The 19,652-nt window shown below is 54.4% G+C and carries 19 protein-coding genes; 11 read left to right on the plus strand and 8 right to left on the minus strand.

What is annotated here, in order from left to right; genetic code table 11:
• Positions 1–210: 210 nt before the first annotated feature.
• The 4 genes from KKW20_RS15930 to KKW20_RS15945 all read right to left on the minus strand — a co-directional run bounded on the left by KKW20_RS15930 (position 211) and on the right by KKW20_RS15945 (position 6,900).
• A complete protein-coding gene (locus KKW20_RS15930; protein ID WP_214568898.1) occupies positions 211–786 on the minus strand; it encodes a DUF924 family protein in 576 nt (191 codons plus the stop codon).
• Between the two features lie 71 nt (positions 787–857).
• Positions 858–2,126 carry an MFS transporter gene (locus KKW20_RS15935; RefSeq protein ID WP_214568899.1) on the minus strand — a complete coding sequence of 423 codons (1,269 nt, stop codon included), beginning with the start codon at positions 2,124–2,126 and terminating at the stop codon, positions 858–860.
• Between the two features lie 91 nt (positions 2,127–2,217).
• Entirely contained in the window at positions 2,218–3,291 is a 1,074-nt protein-coding gene (gene queA / locus KKW20_RS15940) for a tRNA preQ1(34) S-adenosylmethionine ribosyltransferase-isomerase QueA (RefSeq protein ID WP_214568900.1), read from the minus strand.
• A 45-nt stretch (positions 3,292–3,336) separates the two neighbouring features.
• Positions 3,337–6,900: an AsmA-like C-terminal region-containing protein gene (locus KKW20_RS15945; RefSeq protein ID WP_214568901.1), complete on the minus strand. Its 3,564-nt coding sequence runs from the start codon at positions 6,898–6,900 to the stop codon at positions 3,337–3,339.
• A 148-nt stretch (positions 6,901–7,048) separates the two neighbouring features.
• Here KKW20_RS15945 and KKW20_RS15950 point away from each other — a divergent pair, with 148 nt between their 5' ends.
• From KKW20_RS15950 to KKW20_RS15965, 4 genes are all read left to right on the plus strand, one after another.
• Positions 7,049–7,558 carry a peroxiredoxin gene (locus KKW20_RS15950; RefSeq protein WP_214568902.1) on the plus strand — a complete coding sequence of 170 codons (510 nt, stop codon included), beginning with the start codon at positions 7,049–7,051 and terminating at the stop codon, positions 7,556–7,558.
• A gap of 2 nt (positions 7,559–7,560) precedes the next feature.
• Complete coding sequence (locus KKW20_RS15955; RefSeq protein WP_214568903.1) at positions 7,561–8,409, plus strand: ferritin-like domain-containing protein; 849 nt, start codon at positions 7,561–7,563, stop codon at positions 8,407–8,409.
• 224 nt (positions 8,410–8,633) lie between these two features.
• Positions 8,634–9,947, plus strand: a complete 1,314-nt coding sequence (locus KKW20_RS15960) for a DUF5930 domain-containing protein (protein WP_214568926.1) — start codon at positions 8,634–8,636, stop codon at positions 9,945–9,947.
• Positions 9,937–10,431 (plus strand): bactofilin family protein, encoded by a 495-nt coding sequence (locus KKW20_RS15965; protein ID WP_214568904.1) that lies wholly within the window; start codon positions 9,937–9,939, stop codon positions 10,429–10,431. Before KKW20_RS15960 ends, KKW20_RS15965 begins: the two co-directional genes overlap by 11 nt.
• 87 nt (positions 10,432–10,518) lie before the next feature.
• Here KKW20_RS15965 and KKW20_RS15970 read toward each other — a convergent pair whose 3' ends face one another.
• A complete protein-coding gene (locus KKW20_RS15970; RefSeq protein ID WP_214568905.1) occupies positions 10,519–11,307 on the minus strand; it encodes a DUF2189 domain-containing protein in 789 nt (262 codons plus the stop codon).
• 187 nt (positions 11,308–11,494) lie between these two features.
• Complete coding sequence (gene prfB / locus KKW20_RS15975; protein ID WP_214568906.1) at positions 11,495–12,622, minus strand: peptide chain release factor 2; 1,128 nt, start codon at positions 12,620–12,622, stop codon at positions 11,495–11,497.
• 251 nt (positions 12,623–12,873) lie between these two features.
• Between prfB and KKW20_RS15980 the strand changes: the two genes are divergently transcribed.
• From KKW20_RS15980 to KKW20_RS16010, 7 genes are read left to right on the plus strand one after another with little or no spacing between them, the layout of a single operon-like run.
• The gene (locus KKW20_RS15980; protein ID WP_214568907.1) at positions 12,874–13,155 is read left to right on the plus strand and encodes an STAS domain-containing protein; all 282 of its coding nucleotides are present in this window, start codon (positions 12,874–12,876) and stop codon (positions 13,153–13,155) included.
• The gene (locus KKW20_RS15985; RefSeq protein ID WP_214568927.1) at positions 13,152–13,520 is read left to right on the plus strand and encodes a response regulator; all 369 of its coding nucleotides are present in this window, start codon (positions 13,152–13,154) and stop codon (positions 13,518–13,520) included. The genes KKW20_RS15980 and KKW20_RS15985 overlap by 4 nt, the downstream gene beginning before the upstream one ends.
• A 5-nt stretch (positions 13,521–13,525) precedes the next feature.
• Positions 13,526–15,718: a chemotaxis protein CheA gene (locus tag KKW20_RS15990; protein WP_214568908.1), complete on the plus strand. Its 2,193-nt coding sequence runs from the start codon at positions 13,526–13,528 to the stop codon at positions 15,716–15,718.
• Between the two features lie 4 nt (positions 15,719–15,722).
• Positions 15,723–16,202, plus strand: coding sequence for a chemotaxis protein CheW (locus KKW20_RS15995; RefSeq protein ID WP_214568909.1), 480 nt, complete (start codon positions 15,723–15,725; stop codon positions 16,200–16,202).
• Positions 16,199–17,065, plus strand: a complete 867-nt coding sequence (locus KKW20_RS16000; RefSeq protein ID WP_214568910.1) for a CheR family methyltransferase — start codon at positions 16,199–16,201, stop codon at positions 17,063–17,065. Before KKW20_RS15995 ends, KKW20_RS16000 begins: the two co-directional genes overlap by 4 nt.
• Before the next feature lie 33 nt (positions 17,066–17,098).
• Complete coding sequence (locus tag KKW20_RS16005) at positions 17,099–17,485, plus strand: response regulator (protein ID WP_214568911.1); 387 nt, start codon at positions 17,099–17,101, stop codon at positions 17,483–17,485.
• A gap of 8 nt (positions 17,486–17,493) precedes the next feature.
• A complete protein-coding gene (locus KKW20_RS16010; protein ID WP_214568912.1) occupies positions 17,494–17,877 on the plus strand; it encodes a hypothetical protein in 384 nt (127 codons plus the stop codon).
• A gap of 55 nt (positions 17,878–17,932) precedes the next feature.
• Here KKW20_RS16010 and KKW20_RS16015 read toward each other — a convergent pair whose 3' ends face one another.
• Complete coding sequence (locus tag KKW20_RS16015) at positions 17,933–18,463, minus strand: chemotaxis protein CheD (RefSeq protein ID WP_214568913.1); 531 nt, start codon at positions 18,461–18,463, stop codon at positions 17,933–17,935.
• A gap of 16 nt (positions 18,464–18,479) precedes the next feature.
• Positions 18,480–19,508 carry a protein-glutamate methylesterase/protein-glutamine glutaminase gene (locus KKW20_RS16020; protein ID WP_214568914.1) on the minus strand — a complete coding sequence of 343 codons (1,029 nt, stop codon included), beginning with the start codon at positions 19,506–19,508 and terminating at the stop codon, positions 18,480–18,482.
• Between the last annotated feature and the right edge of the window lie 144 nt (positions 19,509–19,652).

The raw sequence follows: 19,652 nt of genomic DNA on the forward strand, positions 1-19,652 counted from the left end.
CTCCTGAATTCAAGATAGTTTGGCATTAAACTATTTTGTTGAACGGATCAATGAGTTTGAGAGGCGTGGCATTTTTGCCAATACATCCACTCATTGCATATTATTATCAACAGCTTGCAACATTCATCGTCAGGTAAGCACGATGACGGAATAAAAAAAGGGCTGCACGCCTTAGCGAACAGCCCCCCAAATTCACCAAATATTGGCCCACTACACGGTGAGCTGCTGTAACACCGCGCCATATCCACCTTGCTCAACAAAGGATGCTTCGGCCCCGGTCGAGTTGCGAGATAAAGCGTCATTGCGATATGGGAAACGACCAAACCGGCGGATCACCTCGCGATGCACCCGCGCGTGCAAGATATTGCTTGGTGCCGCGTCACTGTTCATCCGCGTCAACATCAACCGTACACAGCGTTCTTGATCGGGAAGGTTCTCACTGTGCATCAACGGAAGATAAAAGAACTGGCGTTGCGGTTCTTCGATCCGCTTATCCCAGCCCGCCGCAATGGCCCGTTTGGCCGCGGCAACGGCCAGTCTGTCCGTTGAAAAAGCTTTCCCTGACCCGCGGAACATGTTGCGTGGAAATTGATCCATCAAAATGATATAGGCCAATGCACTTTCTGCATCGGTCAACCAAAGGTCATAACGTCCGCGCTGTGCGGCCTCCCATTCACGTTCAAATCGATCCCGGATGGATTGGTCCAGTTCTTCTGATCCCTGATACCACCCTGCCGGACCGACCTCGTTCACCCAAAAATCCACGATCTCTGTCGGCGTGCACATGGTTTCCTCCTCGCCCAATGCCTGCTAACTGTGACCGTTACAAAAGTTTTACACCTTCGCAAGAATTTTTATTAATGTTGCGTAGCCCCTGTTGCATCTTCGTCATTTGCCTCATCAGCCCAGACCTCTTGCGCCATGTCCATAACCACGGCTGACATGTTCGGTCCGACGTTCATATAGCTACTGGTGTCATCTATTTCAGGCGCCGCGCGTTGCGTTGATCGCCATGTCCCATAGACCAACAGCGCCAGAAGCAGCACGGCAAGATAGGCAAAAAATCCAAGCGGGCCAAAGGCTTCCATCATCCAACCGGTCACAACCGGCCCCGCGATTGCACCAATACCGTTGATAAAGACCAAACCCGCCGAGGCGGCGGCCATATCCTCAACCTCAATGAGGTCATTCACATAGGCGATCAGCAACGCGTAAAGCGGGTTGATCATGCCGCCAATAAAGAAGGCCGCAATCAGAAACATCATATAAGTCGGGCCAACGACAATCGGCAAAAGCGACGCGAGCCCCGCAAGTGCGCAAACCACAAGAATAAGAAAACGCCGGTCCGTACGATCAGAAATCCAGCCAATAGGGTATTGCAGCAAAAGCCCGCCAATATAGAACATCGACACGAAAAACGAGAGCTGTGGGATGGTCAGCCCAGCCTGGCTGCCAAACACCGCGGACATCCCAAACATCGCCGAATAGACGCCACCAATCACCATGATCCCCACAAAGCCCAGCGGCGAAATGGTGAAAAGTTCGCGCAGGCTCATCCCTTTGGTGTTCTCAAACGCGGGCGTTGGGCTGATCGACAAAAGGATCGGTGCAAACGCGATCGACACGAGCACCGACGGCAGAATAAACAGGATAAAGCCGCCGGGATCGCCCAGAACCAGCAAGGCCTGTGCGGCAATAATGCCCACCATCTGCACGATCAGGTAAAGCGACAGGGCCTTGCCCCGGTTTTCATTGTCAGACGAGTTGTTCAGCCAGCTTTCTGCGGTCACATAAACGCCGGAAAAGCAAAACCCGATCAGCACACGCAGCACGGTCCAGGCCCAAGGATCGGCCAAAGCCGGGTACAGGATCAACACTGCCGAGATAAACGAGCCAAGGGCGGCAAAGACCCGCACATGACCCACGCGGCGGATCATGATCGGTGCCATACGCGAGCCAAACAGGAAGCCCGCGAAATACCCCGACATCACCACCGACATCTCAAAGGTCGAAAACCCTTCGATCCCGCCACGAATACCCAACAGTGTCCCTTGCACACCATTGCCCACCATTAACAACATGATCCCGAGCAAAAGCGCCCATGAGCTTGACAAAACCTGAAGCATCGAGGCCTCCGTTACCGATATCTGACCCCCTAGCATAAAGAGGTTTCATGTCAGTTATCCGACAATCACGACGCGATAAGGTCGTGTTTCGTCACTTCGTCGTGCTGGAATGATGAGGCAGCAACAGCGAGCTGTCCCCATAAGAAAAGAACCGATACTGGTTCTCAATGGCATGGGCGTATATTTCGCGCATCCGCTCCACCCCCATCAAGGCCGAGACCAACATCATTAAGGTCGATTTGGGCAGGTGGAAGTTGGTCATCAACGCATCTGCCAGTTGAAATCTGTAACCAGGTTTGATGAAAATATCCGTCTCGCCAACCCAAGGCGCGATCTGCCCCGGTGCGGTGGCCGCACTTTCGATCAGGCGCAACGCGGTGGTTCCCACAGGAATAATCCGTCCACCGGCCGCTTTCGTGGCATTAATTTCGTCCACAGCCTGCGCACCAACCTCGCCCCATTCCGCATGCATCTTATGGTCACGCACATCATCAACCTTCACCGGAAGAAACGTCCCGGCGCCCACATGCAAGGTCACTTGGGTCAGCCCCACGCCCATCTCGGTCACGCGGTCCAACAGATCTTGGTCAAAATGCAACGAGGCCGTGGGGGCGGCGACCGCCCCGGTATGTTTGGCAAAAACTGTCTGATAATCTTCCGCGTCCTGCGCGTCTGCGGCACGTTTTGCGGCGATATACGGCGGCAGGGGCATTTGCCCCGCAACCTGCAACGCCGCATCAAACGCATCCCCCGTCATGTTAAACCGCAAAAGCGCCTGACCGTCCTCTTTGCCCAGCATTTCCGCACTCAATCCCGCCGCAAATTCAACCACTTCCCCTTCGCGGAGTTTGCGCAGCGGCTTGACCATCGCGCGCCAACTGCCATCAGGCACCGGCGAGAGCAAGGTGACTTCCAGCTTGGCCACGCCTTCCCCTTCCGCCTGACCTGACCGGGTACGCGTGCCAAACAGACGACCGGGAATAACCTTGGTGTTGTTCAGAACCAAGCGATCTCCGGGGCGCAACCACTTACACAGGTCATGCACATGGGCATCCACCATCTGATCGCGCCCAGCCACCAGCATCCGGCTTGCAGGGCGCGGGCGCACGGGACGCGTCGCAATCAGCGCCTCGGGCAAATCAAAATCAAAATCACTCAGCTTCATATTTGGTCTCAACTGTCTTGGGGGTGCGCGTGGCGGCTGGTCACGTTACTGATCGGGCTTTGGCGGCGGGGACCGTCGAAAGATGTCCCTAAACATTCCTGGCGTGAAAAGCGAGAGCGGATTTACCCCGACATCGGGTGCCTCCGGCGTGCCTTTCAGCGTATAATTAAACCCGATCAACCCCTCGCCTTTGCGCGCAAACAGACGCCCCGCAGAATTAACAATGAAAAACGGCGACACCACCCCCTGCATCTCCATCTGACCGGTGCCAAGGTGATAATAGCCATCCATCGAAATCCCCATGGAATGGCCCGCCGCTGAGCTGCGGTAAATCGTAACCTTGTCAGGATCCAACCGGAAACGCGCCTCGACGTCTGTAAAAGAAATTCCTTTTCCGCCAAGCTGTTGCAACAGGCCCACCACCGAAACAGCGGACAAAAGCTCCGCCATAGCCGGGGCGTTTTTGATGTCGACACTTTTAATTTTCAGCTCACCCTCATACACGCCTTTGCCACCGCCGGGGGTCAGGATCAGCTCCATTTGCCCTTCATGGGCGGTCTTGAACACCCCCGCATCGCGCAGCACCGCACCGGCGTCTGTGGCACTGATCCGAAACGCGGTGCCATTGGCTTGCGGGGCTGCGGTCCCTTTGATCCGGGCCCCGCCCCCCACGCGTGCGCGAAACGTGCCTGACGTGCCGTTGTTTTGCACAAAATTGCCTTCAAACTGGGTCAGCGTGATGCCGCTTGAAATCACCAAGCGATCAAGGATCAAACTGATCGGCACCGCCCCCGGAACGCTGCCCCGGGTGCCGGATCCCAAGGTTGCTCGGCGCATATCAACCTCGCCCCCGGTGACCGAAATGGCCAAAGGTTGCCCGGCCCCACGCCCCGTCAATGTGACCGGCGCATCCAGCCAACCGCCAAGTTGCACGCGGTCGAACTGTGCAGCGTCCAATCCACCGCCGGGCGAAAGATACACTTTGCCCTGTGCTGACAATCCCGGCGCCTCGACATCCAAACGGGTGACCTGGGCGGGTTTGCTCAGGATGGCATCAACCGCAAGCGATCCGGTGCTGTTTTTCGGCTTGGACCACCCCAGCGATCCAATGGAAAGCCCCATCCCCTTTAAGTCAGACCGAAGCGACAGGCGCGGGGCATTATCCGCGGCGAGATCGACCTGAAAACGCGCCTCGGCCTGCCCTTGCACGGCTCCATTGGGGGCAATGATGTTCAGATCTCGCAACGCCGCATCACTTAGTGTCACCGTCCCAGTCACCTGCGAGCGGCCCCGCGCATCGGGCGATGACAGATCCTGCACCCAACGTGCAGTCACAGGCGCGCTGTCCAGCCGCCCCTGACCCGAAAGCTCAATGCCAGAATTTCCGGCCGTCACAGTGGCGCGTCGCAGCCGAAGCTGATGATCTGGAACCAGTTTTTCACTCACAACATCGCGCAAAGTTGCTGCAATATCATAGCGGACCTCGCCCGGTGCCAATTTTGGTTTGAGCACGAGATCCACTTGCCCGGTCAGGTCAAACTGTCCGCCACGGGCAAGGTCAGCCCCTATGGTTTTGGAGGTTTTGAAGATTCGGTACGGCGGTTTATCCAGCAAGGCAAGCGCAGAGGGAACATCACCCCGTAACGCCAAATCCACCCGCGCAGGAGAGGGTTTTTGCGTGATATCGTCGATCACAAAGACCGTGCCAGCCAAATCAATGGCCCCGTGCCCCTCGGGCTGCACATGCCCAGTGTCAGCAGCGGCGACCAACTGTTTATTGTATATAGACAACCGCCCGGCAACATCCTTGACCGGAACCATACCCTTCACCACCTGGGCATGCATCCCGGAAAACTCAGCCGTCAAAGACAGATCAGGCTTTGCACCGGGCAACAGGCGCACCGCCGCGGTGGCATTGGTCAGCTGCCCGTCAAAAACACTCTTGATGATCCAATCCCGGGTGCGCGTCGTTTTATGGATCGGCCAAAACGCAACCACATGTTCGGGTAAAACCTTGTCCGCGTGCAATTGCAGCGCCGCATCCCAGCCCCTTGCATCTGCCGCGGCCCGGCCCGAGCCCGTCAGCCGCAAATCTGATTGGATGACCGACAGAGACCCAATTTCCAAGGTAAATGGCGCCAATCTCAGGCGAAAGTCAGCCCCGCCCCCAGTCAACGCAACCGGTGCCTCAAAAACCCCCGGAGGGTTGATCAGCGCCGAGGTAAGATCAAGCTGTCCGATCATTTCTGTTGGCCAGCCTGCGTCCCATCCGCGTAGATAGGCTTGCCCCTCGATCCGGGCCTCACCCCAATCCGTCGTTACGGAAAGCTCTGTGAAATCAAGGCGCTCTCTCTCTGGATCATAATCCAAATAGACCTTACCGCCCTCAAATTCGATCGGCTCCACCCCTGGATCTGGACGAACAGCCCCTGCGCCAAACTCCAGTGTTCCAGCAAGATCGCCGATTGTCCCTGCGTCACTGATCACAGTGTGTAACGCCCCCGAAATGGGCGCATCCACCACCCCTAAAAAGGCCAGAACAGGAGATTGCGCGGCGATGTCGACGGCCCGTGCATTTTTAAACGTGGCCGTCAGACTGGCCCCAGAGCGCCCCTTAAAGGCGCGAAAGCCAAGCACAGTTTCCGCCAGTTCTTCGGTTTGGTTAAACACATCAAATGACACAGTAATATCAACCGCTTCATCGTTATGTGTGACCTTCATCCGCCCATCCGTGACCTGCCACAACCGGCCGGAACGCGCATCTTCCAGAGTAATGGTCAGCCCCTCGGTCGAGATATCCTGAAGGTCCGCCAAACTGCCGTTGGTGAACTCGCTGTCAATCAAATCCAAGATCGAAGCCAGATCCCCGGTGGCCCCGCCGCCGGTGCCAAAGGTCAGATCAAACTCGCCGTTCGCCCGTCGGCGCAGCGTCACCTGCGCGCCAAACAAGCGTAACCATGCTGGTTTCAAATTTCCACGCAGCGCATCGCTCAGGCGCAACCCGCCTTCAACCGCGTTCAACCGCGCCACTTCCAGCCCGGTCAGATCACGCACCCCCACATCAACCAGACGCAGACGCGGGATCCCATGCGGGCTGATGCCAAGATCCACACGGTGCAAAGATAAATCAGCGCGGTCCGTTTGGGCATTGATCCCAGCCTCGATCCGCTCTGTCATCCAATTTGGCAGCGACACCACCCGCCCGGTCATGGACATTGACAGTATCACAACGAATAAAATCGCAAGCAAAATCAACAAGATCGACCAAATACTGACATGCCATTTCAAGCGGCGGCGTCGGCGGGCCTTGCGTGCGGCGATCGGGCACATGGGGCCATCCGGGCCCGGAACAATCACATGATCGTCGAGCGGAAAGCTTGCCGCATCTGCCGTATCCGGCGGCTGAACAATGGGCTCCGCCTCTGGCAAATCCTCTTCCGGGGGGGCATTGATTGGGACGTCTGCGCCGGTCAACTTGGGCAAATTGGGCAACAGGTGTTCATCCACATCCACAGACGTGCTTAGAATTGGATCAACAGACCCAAGGGGATCCTCCGGCACTTTCCCCGGTTTTTTTCCCGTCTGATCGGTTTTATTGCCCTGGCTCATGCCGTGCAATCCGCCCTTCTCTGCCCATCGGTCCAAATTTGCAGACGCATTCTTGTCGTCTTGCCTTGGCCTGCTTTCATCTTGCTGCGTTTGCCAGTAAAACGAAAGCCTTAGTATTGCTAGAGCCCAGCGTAAAGGAAACCAAGAGATGCCGGCACAGCCTCTTGAAATCGGCGCAAACGCGCCAGAGTTCAATCTGCCTCAAGTTGGGCCACAAACGGACATGCCTGCCATCCCCCTGCCGCGCGCGGCCGCTGGATCAGCGCCGGGGCTGGTGGTTTTGTTCTTCTACCCCAAAGACAACACGCCCGGCTGCACCAGTGAAGCGCTGGATTTTTCTGCGTTGCTGCCCGACTTTGAAGCCCTGCGCGTGCGGGTCTTCGGCATTTCGAAAGACAGTGTGAAACGGCACGAAAATTTCATCGCAAAACACGGGTTGTCCGTGCCGCTCTTGTCCGACGCCCAAACAGAAGTTTGCGAGGCTTACGGCACTTGGGGCGAGAAAATGAACTATGGCCGCACCTATATGGGCATCACCCGGACCACATTTTTGATTGACGAAAATGGTGTGATCGCGCGGGTCTGGACCAAGGTGAAGGTGAAGGGCCACGCGCAAGAGGTGCTCGAGGCCGCAACAGCCCTGGTTCGGGGGGAATAATCATGTCCACGCTCAGCAAACCCTTGGCAGAAATGGCAAATGACGTCTTGCGCACCGCAGATGGGCGGGCAAAGGCGGCCCTGTCCCGTCAATATGCCCGCGACTGGTTTGCCGCGCGTGAAGACGGCGATTTCCCCGATGTGGGACGCGCGACCCCGCCCGATTACCCCGCCCGGCCTGACACTCCCGAACTGAAAGACCCCCGCGATGTGCCAAAGCGCAAGCCCGGCACACCAGAAGGGCGCATCGCGCTGTTACATGCGGTCGCCCACATCGAGCTGAACGCCGTGGACCTGCACTGGGACATTATCGCACGGTTTTCCCACATCAAAATGCCCGCCGGTTTTTTTGACGACTGGGTCAAGGCCGCTGATGAAGAAAGCAATCATTTCAACTTGGTATCAGACCGCCTTGAGGCCCTCGGCAGCCATTATGGCGCGCTGGCCGCCCACGCGGGCATGTGGCGCGCCGCCGAAGACACCAAAGACGATTTCATGGGCCGATTGGCCGTTGTTCCCATGGTGCTAGAGGCGCGCGGGCTGGATGTCACCCCCGGCATGATCGAGCTTTTTCGCCGCGCCAAAGACAGTGAAACCGTCGCCGCGATGGAGGTGATTTACGCCGAAGAGGTGGGGCATGTGGCCTATGGATCAAAATGGTTCCACTTTCTTTGTGGCCGCCATGAGCTTGATCCAAAAGACGAATTCCACCGATTGGTGCGCAAATACTTCCACGGGTTGCTGCGCCCACCCTTTAATGAAGAAAAACGCGCCGAGGCAGGATTGCCGCCAGATTTCTACTGGCCCCTGACCGAAGAAACACCCGGCAAAAACCGCGGCACACCCGGTTAACCTCGGCAAATTCACAAGGCAGGTTTTGGCGCCCCGCACCATCGGCAATATCCCGCGCGTTTCAATGCATTGGCCCGGGAAAACGCAAATTTTCTTGCACCAATGGGGTCTGCGCGCTAAGCACCTCGCGTGCGCTTTTTGGGGGGCGGGTTTTAACGGAACCTGCTGGACAAAAGCGCCAAGGGAAAGGGATTGGCCCATCCGGGTCAGGCAATGGTGTGAATGTGAAGACACGTCTGATTGACAAGGTTAATCACGCGCTGGAACGGTTTTTTCCGGAACAACGCTTGTTCCTACGATCTGAGGAGGGCACCCGGTTTATCCGCCTGTCCCCTATGACACAAACACTTGGTTGGATCGGTTCAGCCGCGTTTATCGCTTGGTCCATCATCGCCACTGCGGTTTTGTTGATGGATTCCATCGGCTCGGGCAATATGCGCGATCAGGCACGCCGCGAAAAACAGCTTTACGAAGAACGTCTTCAGGTTTTGTCAGAAGAGCGCGACACCCGCGCGAGCGAGGCCGCCTCAGCTCAGGTGCGCTTTAATCTAGCCCTGACTGAAATTTCAGAAATGCAAAGTGAACTGCTGGCCTCTGAAGAGCGCCGCAAAGAGCTTGAAACCGGGATTGGTGTGATCCAAGGCACCCTGCGCCGCACCATGAGCGAACGTGACGAAGCCCGCGACACCGTTAAAGGGTTGCAAGTCGCCCAGACCGATGGGACAGCAACCGCCGCCCCAATGCCGCCAGAGGCCCGCAACACCGTTAGCTTTCTGACCACCGCGCTGGAAAACACCGCAGCCGAGCGGGATCTGATGGCCGGGAAATCCGCCGAGGCGGAGCAATACGCCCAAAGCATGGTTTATGAGACCCGCCTGCGGGATGAACGCAATGACCAGATCTTCCGCCAACTCGAAGACGCCGTGACCATTTCGCTTGAACCGCTGGACAATATGTTCCGCAAATCGGGCATGTCTGTGGATCACATCCTAGGACAGATCAAACGGGGGTATTCGGGCCAAGGTGGCCCCCTGACGCCGATGATCCTGTCGACCCGTGGGGGAACGTTGGATCCAGAGGCCGCCCGCGCCAATGACATCCTTGGTCAATTGGACCGCATGAACCTTTATCGGATCGCCGCGCAAAAGATGCCGTTCGACATGCCGGTGAAATCCGGCTTTCGCTTTACATCCGGATTTGGGCGTCGTTGGGGCCGCATGCATTATGGCACCGATTTTGCTGCCCCGATTGGGACACCGATTTACGCCCCTGCGGATGGGGTTGTCACCCACGCTGGGTGGAGCTCGGGTTATGGCCGTCTGGTCAAGATCCAACATGAGTTCGGCATTGAAACCCGCTATGCGCACCAATCTGCCATTCGCGTGAAAAAAGGCCAAAGGGTCTCGCGCGGGGATCGAATTGGTGATATTGGAAACTCCGGACGTTCTACTGGCCCACATCTGCATTACGAAGTGCGAGTCGGTGGCAAACCCATCAACCCGATGATCTACATCAAGGCAGGACAAGATGTTTTCTAAATCTAGGATCAACGAGCCTGGCCCGAAAGCCGGCGACAGCGACGCAAAACCAGCAGCGGCTGAAAAGCCCGCCGTGCCGACCCCCGCAGCCCCGCCTGCGACCCCCAAGGCCAAACCGCCTGCATCCACTTTGTCATCGGACATTGTGATCAAGGGCGACATCAAATCGACCGGAGACATCATTGTCGAAGGCACCGTTGAAGGCGACATTCGTGCCCATCAGTTGACGGTTGGCGAAGGCGCCACGGTCAAAGGCGAAGTCGTTGGCGACGATGTGGTGATCAATGGCCGCATCATCGGCCGTTTGCGTGGCCTAAAGGTCCGGCTCACCTCTAGCGCGCGGGTTGAGGGTGACATCATCCATAAGACCATCGCAATTGAAAGCGGCGCGCATTTCGAAGGCACCGTTCAGCGTCAGGATGACCCATTGGGCGGCGGAACAAAATCCTTACCCCCTATGCCGAAGCCTGCTGCAAAAGAGTAAAGAAAACAATACCTTCACTCATAAAAGAGGCCGCTGACGGGATGATCCGACAGCGGCTTTTTTGGTCTGTGAAACCAATTTCCAGGCTTAGTCATCAAAGCTCATCGAACGGCGATAGAGGTGCCAGGTGGCATGGCCAAGCACAGGCATGATCACAAAAAGCCCAAGGAAAAACGGCAGCATGGCGAGAACCATCAGCACCGTAATAACAGCCCCCCACGCGAGCATCGGGATCAGGTTTTGTATCACCAATTGGAACGATGAAATCATCGCCGTGATGAAATCAAGTTCGCGATCCAACAAAAGCGGCAGGCTGGTCACGGTGATCGAAAAGGCAATGAACGCCATGCCGCCACCGACTGCGGACCCCACCAGCAACATGGTAATCCCATTGCGATTGAGCAACGCCTCGCGCCAGTCAGAGGTGATATTGGTCAGCGGCTCCAGCCCCATGAACAGCGTAAACACCAGATGCGCCACAAAGACCCAGAACATAAAGCCCATGATCAAAACCATGGCGATAGAGGGGAACTGACGATCCTTTTGGTTGACCACAGCACCCAGGATTTTCGCCCAGTCCAGCTCTTCTCCGGTCTCGATTCGTCGGCTGACTTCATAAAGCCCAACGGCCAGAAAAGGTGCCAGTAGCGGAAAGCCAAGCCCCACTGGAATAATCCAATAGCTCTGTTCCAATACACCCAATTCAAGGTAAATGACGATCCCGCCAATCACGTAAAACAGGGCAAAAAACAACCCAAAGGCCGGGGCGGATTTGAAATCTGACCAGCCCGCGCGCAGGGCCGCACCGATATCGCCAAAGGTTACCTGTCCAATTGTCGGCGGCACCGAGGCCTCCGGATGTGTCACATCTGTCATTCTCTCTCCCAATACGCTTTGTTTATGTTTCTGTTTTCGCGCGTAAAGAGAGTGTTGCGCCTTGCGGGCCATGCGTCAAGATTATGAACATGTGAATTTCCGCAGGCCCGCCAATTCTCTGTCCATAATCCCTTTCCGACACAAAAAAGGGGCCCGTGGGCCCCAAATTTTTGCGATGTTGATCCGATCAGTCTTCGGCGTTGGCTTCGGCACGGGATTTGCCTGCCACGTCTTGCGCCAAAACGGCCGCCATGAACGCGTCCAGATCGCCGTCCAGTACACCTTTGGTGTCAGACGTTTCATGCCCCGTACGCAGATCTTTGACCATCTGGTATGGCTGAAGAACATAGGACCGAATTTGGTTGCCCCAACCCGCGTCCCCCTTGTTTTCATGGGCTTCGTTGATGGCGGCGTTCCGTTTGTCGAGCTCCATTTGATAAAGCCGAGATTTCAGGGCCTTCATGGCAATGTCACGGTTTTGGTGCTGCGATTTCTCGGATGAGGTCACAACAATCCCGGTGGGGTGGTGGGTGATCCGAACCGCAGAGTCGGTGGTGTTTACGTGCTGGCCCCCGGCCCCGGACGACCGATATGTATCAATGCGAATATCGGCTGGGTTCACATCAATTTCAATATTGTCATCCACCACCGGATAGACCCAGATCGAGCTAAAGGATGTGTGGCGTTTGGCGGCGCTGTCATAGGGCGAAATGCGCACCAAACGGTGCACTCCGCTTTCCGATTTCAGCCAGCCATATGCATTATGGCCCGAGATTTTATACGACGCGGATTTGATCCCCGCCTCTTCGCCAGCACTTTCCGATTGCAGTTCAACTTTATATCCGTGCGCCTCAGCCCAGCGGACATACATGCGTGCAAGCATCGAGGCCCAGTCACAGCTTTCGGTGCCGCCCGCACCTGAGTTGATCTCGAGGAAGGTGTCATTGCCGTCCGCTTCACCATCAAGCAGCGCTTCCAATTCCGCCGCAGCCGCCTTTTCCACCAACACCTTCAAGGCCCCTTCGGCATCGGCCACAACCTCTGCGTCGTCTTCCATTTCACCAAGCTCAATCAGGTCAATATTGTCCTGAAGCTCTTGCGCCATGGCTTTGTAATTGTTGACCGCATCCAAAAGCGACTGGCGTTCACGCATCAGCTTTTGCGCGCGCTCTGGGTCATTCCACAGATCAGGATCCTCGGTCATGGCATTGAACTCTTCCAACCGATGTTCGGCGGTCTCCCACCCAATGCGCTGGCGCAGCAAGGCCAAGGATTTCTCGGTCGCATCTACGTTGTTCTGAGCCTCTGCCCGCATGGGTCCGTCCCTTGTTCATGACTTTGACCCTCGCAATATCAATCGCGGTGGAAATGGGCAAGAGAGGACCGCACCGCGCGCAATTTCCTGGAAAGGTTGCACCGCGGATTTGTGCGCCACTCTTCCACTTTTGGAAAAAATATCTCGGTGTAAGCCAATCTTAACTCTCCCTGTCCTACATATTTCTACACCGGATTTTTGAAAGGGCATCTTGTGACAGTGAATTGCGCACATGCCATCAGGGGACAGTTATGAGCGGCACAAACCTTACTCTCAACGCAAAACTTGATCTTCGCGCGGCCGACCCGCTGAAAGAGAATATTTTGGCATACCGCGGCCAGGATCTGACACTGGATGCGAAAGAGGTCACCCAACTGGGCGCTCTCTGTCTTCAGGTCATCCGGTCTGCCGCAAAAACATGGGCCCAAGATGGGAAAACATTAACCTTTTCCAACGCATCACTGGAATGTGCTGAGCAACTCAATTTGCTGGGCTTCAACTCTGACACCATCAGTAAATGGGAGGCCGCATAAACATGCAAGTTCTGGCCGTTGATGATTCACGAACAATGCGCGATATGGTGCGACTAACACTGACGGGTGCAGGAATTGATGCACATCTCGCCGAAGATGGCGTGCATGGGCTTGAGGTCCTAGACGAAATGACACCCCCAGACGCGATTATCACAGATATCAATATGCCGCGGATGGACGGATTTGGGTTCATCGACGCCGTACGGTCCCAAGAAAAATATCGAGGCATTCCAATTCTGGTGCTCACCACAGAAAGCGCGGACGACATGAAAACCCGTGCCCGCCAAGCTGGTGCAACCGGATGGATTGTCAAACCATTTGACCCGCAAAAACTGGTCAAAGCTCTGAAAATGGTAGCGGGGTAAGGCTCATGTCAGATCCTATGGCAGAAATCAAAGCGTCATTTTTTATCGAATGCGATGAACTTCTCGAAAGCTTGCAAGACGGCTTGCAATTGATGGATGAGGGCGAAGCCGATAGCGAAACGGTCAATGTTGTGTTTCGCGCGGTTCATTCGATCAAAGGTGGCGCGGGGGCATTTGGCCTCGATGATCTTGTAAAATTTGCACACCGATTTGAAACGGCCATGGATGATGTCCGCTCCGATAAGTTGGAGGCGACGCATGATGTGCTCAAACTGTTTTTCCAGTGCGGCGATATTCTAGCGGATCTGGTGCGTGAAGCGCGCGAGAATGAACCCCATGACCCAAGCCGTACAGCCCAGGTCCTTACCGAAATCGATAGCCTATTGGGCAGCTCCGCTGAGGATGAAGACGAGGAAGAGGTGGAATTCCAACCGATGACCCTGTCTTTGGATTTACCGGGGATTGACGCGGATCCAATCCCTGCGAGCGAACCAAGCTATACGATTGTTTTCGAACCGGAAAACGAACTTTATAGCCTAGGCAACGAACCTCTTTTCCTCTTGCGCGCCCTCCGCGAGCTCGGCGACATGCACGTCACCTGCGAAACCAAGTCTCTGCCGGATCTGGACCAGCTTTCAGCCGAGATCGGCACAATGATCTGGACCATTCAACTCACAACCTCCGAGGGGGAAGCCGCCATCAAAGAAGTCTTTGATTTCGTTGATGGGATTTGCCGTTTGGAAATCACCGAAAATAGCCCTGCAATGGCAAGCCTATTGCCTGATCTTGACTTGGCACCAGACTTGGCACCAGAGCTGCCCCCTTTGCCAATGCCCGCTGCTGCTGAAAACCCCAGCGTCGAAACGCCATTCGTGGCACCCGAAAAGAGTTCACCTCCCTCCCCCCCCGCGACAGATGCAAAGCCTGCACAAGCCACACCCAGCCAAGATACCAAGCCCGCTCCAAAAGCCAGCGGCGCAGCCACGGCCCCTCGTGCGACAGTACGCGTCGACCTGCATCGTATCGACCGGTTGGTAAATTTGGTTGGGGAAATTGTGATCAACCAAGCCATGCTGACGCAAAGCGTCGAAGAGGCTGGACTACCGCCAAATTCAACGGTTCGAACTGGACTGGAGGAGTTTTTGCAACTCACCCGTGACATCCAGGAAAGCGTTATGATGATCCGGGCCCAGCCGGTAAAATCCTTATTTCAGAGGATGGGCCGAATTGTTCGCGAGTCTTCTGCGGATATCGGCAAGGATGTTCGCCTAAAGACCGAGGGTGAAAACACCGAGGTCGACAAAACCGTGATCGAGCGGCTGGCTGACCCCCTGACCCATATGATCCGCAACGCCGTTGATCATGGGCTTGAAAGCAACGCAGAACGAGAAGCTTCAGGTAAATCCGCGGCTGGGAACGTACATCTGACCGCAATGCACCGCTCAGGCCGTGTGGTTATTGAGGTATCTGATGACGGTGCCGGTATCAACCGCGAGAAAGTGCATCAGATTGCCGTCGAGAAAGGGCTTGTGCCCCCCGAGCTTCAATTGACAGACACAGAGATTGATAACCTTCTCTTTCTTCCGGGTTTTTCCACAGCAAAAGAAGTATCAAACCTTTCAGGACGCGGTGTGGGTATGGATGTCGTCCGCAGCGCTATTCAGGCTTTGGGTGGACGGATCTCCATTACCTCGGAACGCGGAAAAGGGACGACTTTCTCAATCTCCCTCCCGCTCACGCTTGCCGTCCTGGACGGCATGATTATCAGCGTTGCGAAAGAAACGCTGGTTGTTCCACTCAACTCAATCCTCGAAACATTAACCCTTACGCCAAGCGATTTGCTGGAATTTGGCCCCGAAACCCATGTGGTCAATATTCGCAACACGTTTGTACCGCTATTGGATTTGGGGGCAGAACTCGGATATCGCGAACCCCTAAGCGACTACTCAGGAACCGTTGTCCTTTTGATCATGCAAGAGGATGGCTCTCGTGCAGCCGTTGTGGTTGACGCCATCGAAGACCAACGCCAGGTGGTCATCAAAGGTCTGCAAGACAGTTATGGGCGTGTCCCGGGTATCGCCGCTGCGACCATTCTTGGCGACGGAAAAATAGCTCTTATCCTTGATCCGGTCGACCTGATCACCCAGTCCAGTGGCCGCACGCGCCCCATGTCAAACCTCGAAAAAATTGCGGGATAACCTTATGACTGACACTTCAAAAACACCCGATATTCACAAAGACGGTGATGAAATTGAACTATTGTCTTTCCTGGTTGGAGGGCAGGACTACTCCGTTGATATCATGAGCGTTCGTGAAATCCGCGGCGGAGCCCAAGCAACGTCTCTGCCACATTCCCCAAGCTATGTTCGGGGCGTAATCAACCTCCGAGGCGCAGTTTTGCCAATCATCGATCTGGCCAAACGACTTGGAATGCAGGAAGAGCAAAAAAATGATCGTAACGTCATCATCGTTGTCGCCGTTGGCGAGCGGACTGTTGGGTTAATGGTCGATGCTGTGTCTGACATTTTGTCAATCTCGCAAGAAGACATGCAACCACCCCCAGAAATGCGCGCAGATCAGAACAGAAATTTCGTTTCCGCTTTGACAATAGTCAATGATCGGATGATCCGCGTTCTGGACTTGAATGCAGTAATGCCCGAAACAAACGAGGAAGCCGCGTGAATTTAAGCGATCAAGAAAGCTTCAACTCCCTATCTGGGCCGAGCTTGGACGACCAATCCTTCAAACGGATTTCCAAATTCGCCTATGACGCGGCGGGCTTGTCAATTGCGTCAAGCAAGGCAGCAATGGTGCGCACACGCCTTGCCAGACGCTTGCGTCATCTGGGGTTAAATAGCTTCGGCGCTTATTGCGACTTTATCCAAAGCGATGATGGTGGCCAAGAACGTATCGAGCTGATCTCAGCGCTCACGACAAATGTTTCTCATTTTTATAGAGAAAACCACCATTTCAAGTTGCTGACCAGTCAGGTTCTTCCGGATCTGGCAAACCAACGTAACCGCCCCCTCCGGTTTTGGTCAGCAGGGTGTTCAAATGGTCAAGAACCCTATTCTCTTGCCGTTTCTCTTTATGAAAGCGGTTTCCTCAACACCAATACTGACTTGAAAATCCTTGCCTCAGATATAGATCCAAGAGTGATCGATTTTGCTCGCAAAGGAGAATATCCGGAACGCATGATTGAAGGCCTCAGTACCGAACTACGAGAGCGATACTTCTCCGAAGTCCCTTCAAATAACTCTGAACGCCAGTGGAGTGCACAAGAAAGCTTGCGTAAACTAATCTCATTTCGAAGGCTGAACTTGCTGGACACATGGCCCATGCAAGGCCAATTCGACGTCATTTTCTGCCGGAATGTTGTCATCTATTTCGACCAGAAAACTCAAGATACCCTATGGGGCAAGTTTTCAAAGATTTTACGCCCAGGAGGATGGCTATTTCTTGGCCATTCAGAACGTATCTCTGACGGATTTCAAAATCAGTTCGAGACATTAGGCGACACAGCATACCGCCTTCGCAAAAGTTAAGGCTCATGGCAAGTCGATGCCGAAAGGAATAAAATGGCACTTCGAGATCAGTTAAGAACCATTGTCGTTGATGATATGTCGACCAGTCGCGGCCTCATCACACAAGCGCTTGAAGGATTCGGGCTTCAACAAATTGAGACGGCAGTCGACGGGCAAAGCGCGTTGCAGAAAATTGCAACCTGGCCGGTTCACTTGGTGATTTCCGACATGAACATGCCAGGCATGAACGGTCTTCAATTATTACATTCCTTGCGCACCACACCACAAACCAAAGGGGTCGGTTTCTTGCTTATCACGGGAAAAGCGGATCGCGAAATCATCGAGTATGGCAAAAAGCTTGGGATGAATAATTTTGTAAAAAAGCCATTCCAGCCAGACCAGCTCCGAGTGGCGATCGAGGCGATTGTTGGTAGACTATAGGTGCGTCCATGTCAGGAGATATGAAGCCATCAATGCATTCCGACCAACCTGCAAAAAGCACAGCACTTATGGCCGCTTCGGGAGAGTTGGAAAACCTTGCGCATCTCTGCAAAGAGATTCAATGGGCAATTTCCGCTCTTTTGGAAACAGCTCATCACCCCGATTTAACGGTTGAAATGCATGTAATTCAGGATATTGACCGAATGCAGCAAACCCTCGTCGACCTTGCCAATTTGGTCGGCGAAACCGCCAAAATGGTCCCTGCTACTATGGTGGATGACATGAAGCTCAAGAATGCAATTCACTTGGAAAGTCTCCGGCATCGACTTTTTCCGAACGAACGAAAAATTGACGACCAACTACACCAAACTGACGATATAACTTGGTTCTAAAATATGGCAAAAAAGGGCTGCTCTCACGAGCAGCCCTTTACGATTCTAGTAGTCGTTAAAATAACTCTACGTCATTTACTTCGATCTTTTGGGGCGCGGTAACTAAGATATCTTTGAGAACAAACTTTTGCCGTGCTCGGCCAGAAGCAGGCCAAAACTCCAAACGCCGAGCTTTATCCCCCCCTAAATCTCCACCAACATATTCAATGTCTTCGCGCTTCAAAAAATCAACGACGAACTCACCGTTCCTGCGCCCGGCATCAGATAGACCCGCGATCATGCGGGCGCCACCAAACACCTTTGCCTTCAAGTTGCAACGGCGTGCGCCTCTTTGGATTAAACCGTTAATCAGAAGTTCCATTCCATTGACACCATGCCCAAACACCTCTTCAGCATTTTGAGTATCATCCGTGAAGAGAACATGGTTCATCCCCCCAACGCCAATCACGCCATCCCACAGACAAGCTGAAACACAAGATCCCAGAAGTGTCGCAATGACTTTGTCCTGCCCCTGCTCAATCGCAAATTCACCTTGCGAGATGTAAGTGCGCGTTGATTGCTGTAAAAGTGATGAGAACTGGTTCATTGAGCAAGCCTTTCTGCTACACTTTTGCGCAGGCCTTCAGAATGGCCTCCGGGATTTTTCGGAGAGGTAGAATATTTCTCACCCCTCCTTTCTCAAAAGCCATCTTGGGCATCCCATATACAACGGAGCTGGCTTGGTCCTGCGCATAACAGTCCGCCCCATTCGAGTTTAACACCCGGATACCTTCTGCCCCATCATAACCCATTCCGGTCAAGATCACACCGACAGTCCGATGCGCAAAATGCTTTGCTGACAACATCATTTCATCAACTGATGGCCTGTGCCCTGATCGCCTCGGCGCACGCAATAGACGTACCTTCGGGCTGGGTTCGTCAGTTAAAACCAGATGGAACGCGCCTCCAGGAGCAAGCAACACTTCACCCACCTTTGGCATGTCTCCACTTTGTGCCAGCTTAACAGTTGGCTTCGATAACCTGTTTAATCTATCGGCGAAGTTCACCAAAAACTGTTCTGGCATATGCTGTGTAATTAGGATTGGAGGGCAATCATGTGGGAGGCAAGACAGAATATACTCAAGTGCCTCTACCCCACCTGTTGAGGCGCCAATCATAACAAACTTCCCATTCCATCTCTGGTGGTGATCAGGAATGGATCTTTTTGCACCCCGCATTCCGACACGGTGTACAACCTGTGCTTCGGAAGCCATCAGAAGGGTTTCGGACAAGTTTTCAAATGGGTTTCGACCGACTGAAAGACGCGGTTTCAAAATGCATTCGACCGCTCCTAGAGAAAGTGCTTTGACAGCTGCGTCACTTCCTTCTGCCGTTACTGAAGACAACATCACAACAGGTGTGGGGCGCGCGCGCATGAGCCTTTGAAGAAAATCAAGCCCATTCATCCCAGGCATTTCGATATCCAAAGTCAAAACGTCCGGAGCTAGTGATCGAACTTGATCTCTAGCTTCATTCGCAGAGGCCGCCTCGCCGACAACCTCAATTCTAGGGTCCTTCTCAATCCCAATCCGAATGAGGCTTCGCATCGTTGAACTGTCATCAACCACCAGAACACGTATCTTTTTCGACATTATTGCACCTTGAAAATTCGCCGCCCGATCAAAAGTCATCCCAATCGTCTAGATCATCTTGCGGCAGGTCCTCGATTTTTTGCACTGCGGTCACCTGCGTCATAGGTTTGGCTGCGGAGTGTGTCTGGGCGCTGACATCTGCAT

Source organism: Aliiroseovarius lamellibrachiae (assembly GCF_018599245.1).
In the GTDB taxonomy this organism is placed as follows: Bacteria; Pseudomonadota; Alphaproteobacteria; order Rhodobacterales; family Rhodobacteraceae; genus Aliiroseovarius; species Aliiroseovarius lamellibrachiae.

Bases quoted from the DNA above. Each gene is read 5' to 3' on its own strand.
- KKW20_RS15930 (WP_214568898.1), bottom strand. From the start codon at position 786: ATGTGCACGCCGACAGAGATCGTGGATTTTTGGGTGAACGAGGTCGGT.
- KKW20_RS15935 (WP_214568899.1), bottom strand. From the start codon at position 2,126: ATGCTTCAGGTTTTGTCAAGCTCATGGGCGCTTTTGCTCGGGATCATG.
- queA (WP_214568900.1), bottom strand. From the start codon at position 3,291: ATGAAGCTGAGTGATTTTGATTTTGATTTGCCCGAGGCGCTGATTGCG.
- KKW20_RS15945 (WP_214568901.1), bottom strand. From the start codon at position 6,900: ATGAGCCAGGGCAATAAAACCGATCAGACGGGAAAAAAACCGGGGAAA.
- KKW20_RS15950 (WP_214568902.1), top strand. From the start codon at position 7,049: ATGCCGGCACAGCCTCTTGAAATCGGCGCAAACGCGCCAGAGTTCAAT.
- KKW20_RS15955 (WP_214568903.1), top strand. From the start codon at position 7,561: ATGTCCACGCTCAGCAAACCCTTGGCAGAAATGGCAAATGACGTCTTG.
- KKW20_RS15965 (WP_214568904.1), top strand. From the start codon at position 9,937: ATGTTTTCTAAATCTAGGATCAACGAGCCTGGCCCGAAAGCCGGCGAC.
- KKW20_RS15970 (WP_214568905.1), bottom strand. From the start codon at position 11,307: ATGACAGATGTGACACATCCGGAGGCCTCGGTGCCGCCGACAATTGGA.
- prfB (WP_214568906.1), bottom strand. From the start codon at position 12,622: ATGCGGGCAGAGGCTCAGAACAACGTAGATGCGACCGAGAAATCCTTG.
- KKW20_RS15980 (WP_214568907.1), top strand. From the start codon at position 12,874: ATGAGCGGCACAAACCTTACTCTCAACGCAAAACTTGATCTTCGCGCG.
- KKW20_RS15990 (WP_214568908.1), top strand. From the start codon at position 13,526: ATGTCAGATCCTATGGCAGAAATCAAAGCGTCATTTTTTATCGAATGC.
- KKW20_RS15995 (WP_214568909.1), top strand. From the start codon at position 15,723: ATGACTGACACTTCAAAAACACCCGATATTCACAAAGACGGTGATGAA.
- KKW20_RS16005 (WP_214568911.1), top strand. From the start codon at position 17,099: ATGGCACTTCGAGATCAGTTAAGAACCATTGTCGTTGATGATATGTCG.
- KKW20_RS16010 (WP_214568912.1), top strand. From the start codon at position 17,494: ATGTCAGGAGATATGAAGCCATCAATGCATTCCGACCAACCTGCAAAA.
- KKW20_RS16015 (WP_214568913.1), bottom strand. From the start codon at position 18,463: ATGAACCAGTTCTCATCACTTTTACAGCAATCAACGCGCACTTACATC.
- KKW20_RS16020 (WP_214568914.1), bottom strand. From the start codon at position 19,508: ATGTCGAAAAAGATACGTGTTCTGGTGGTTGATGACAGTTCAACGATG.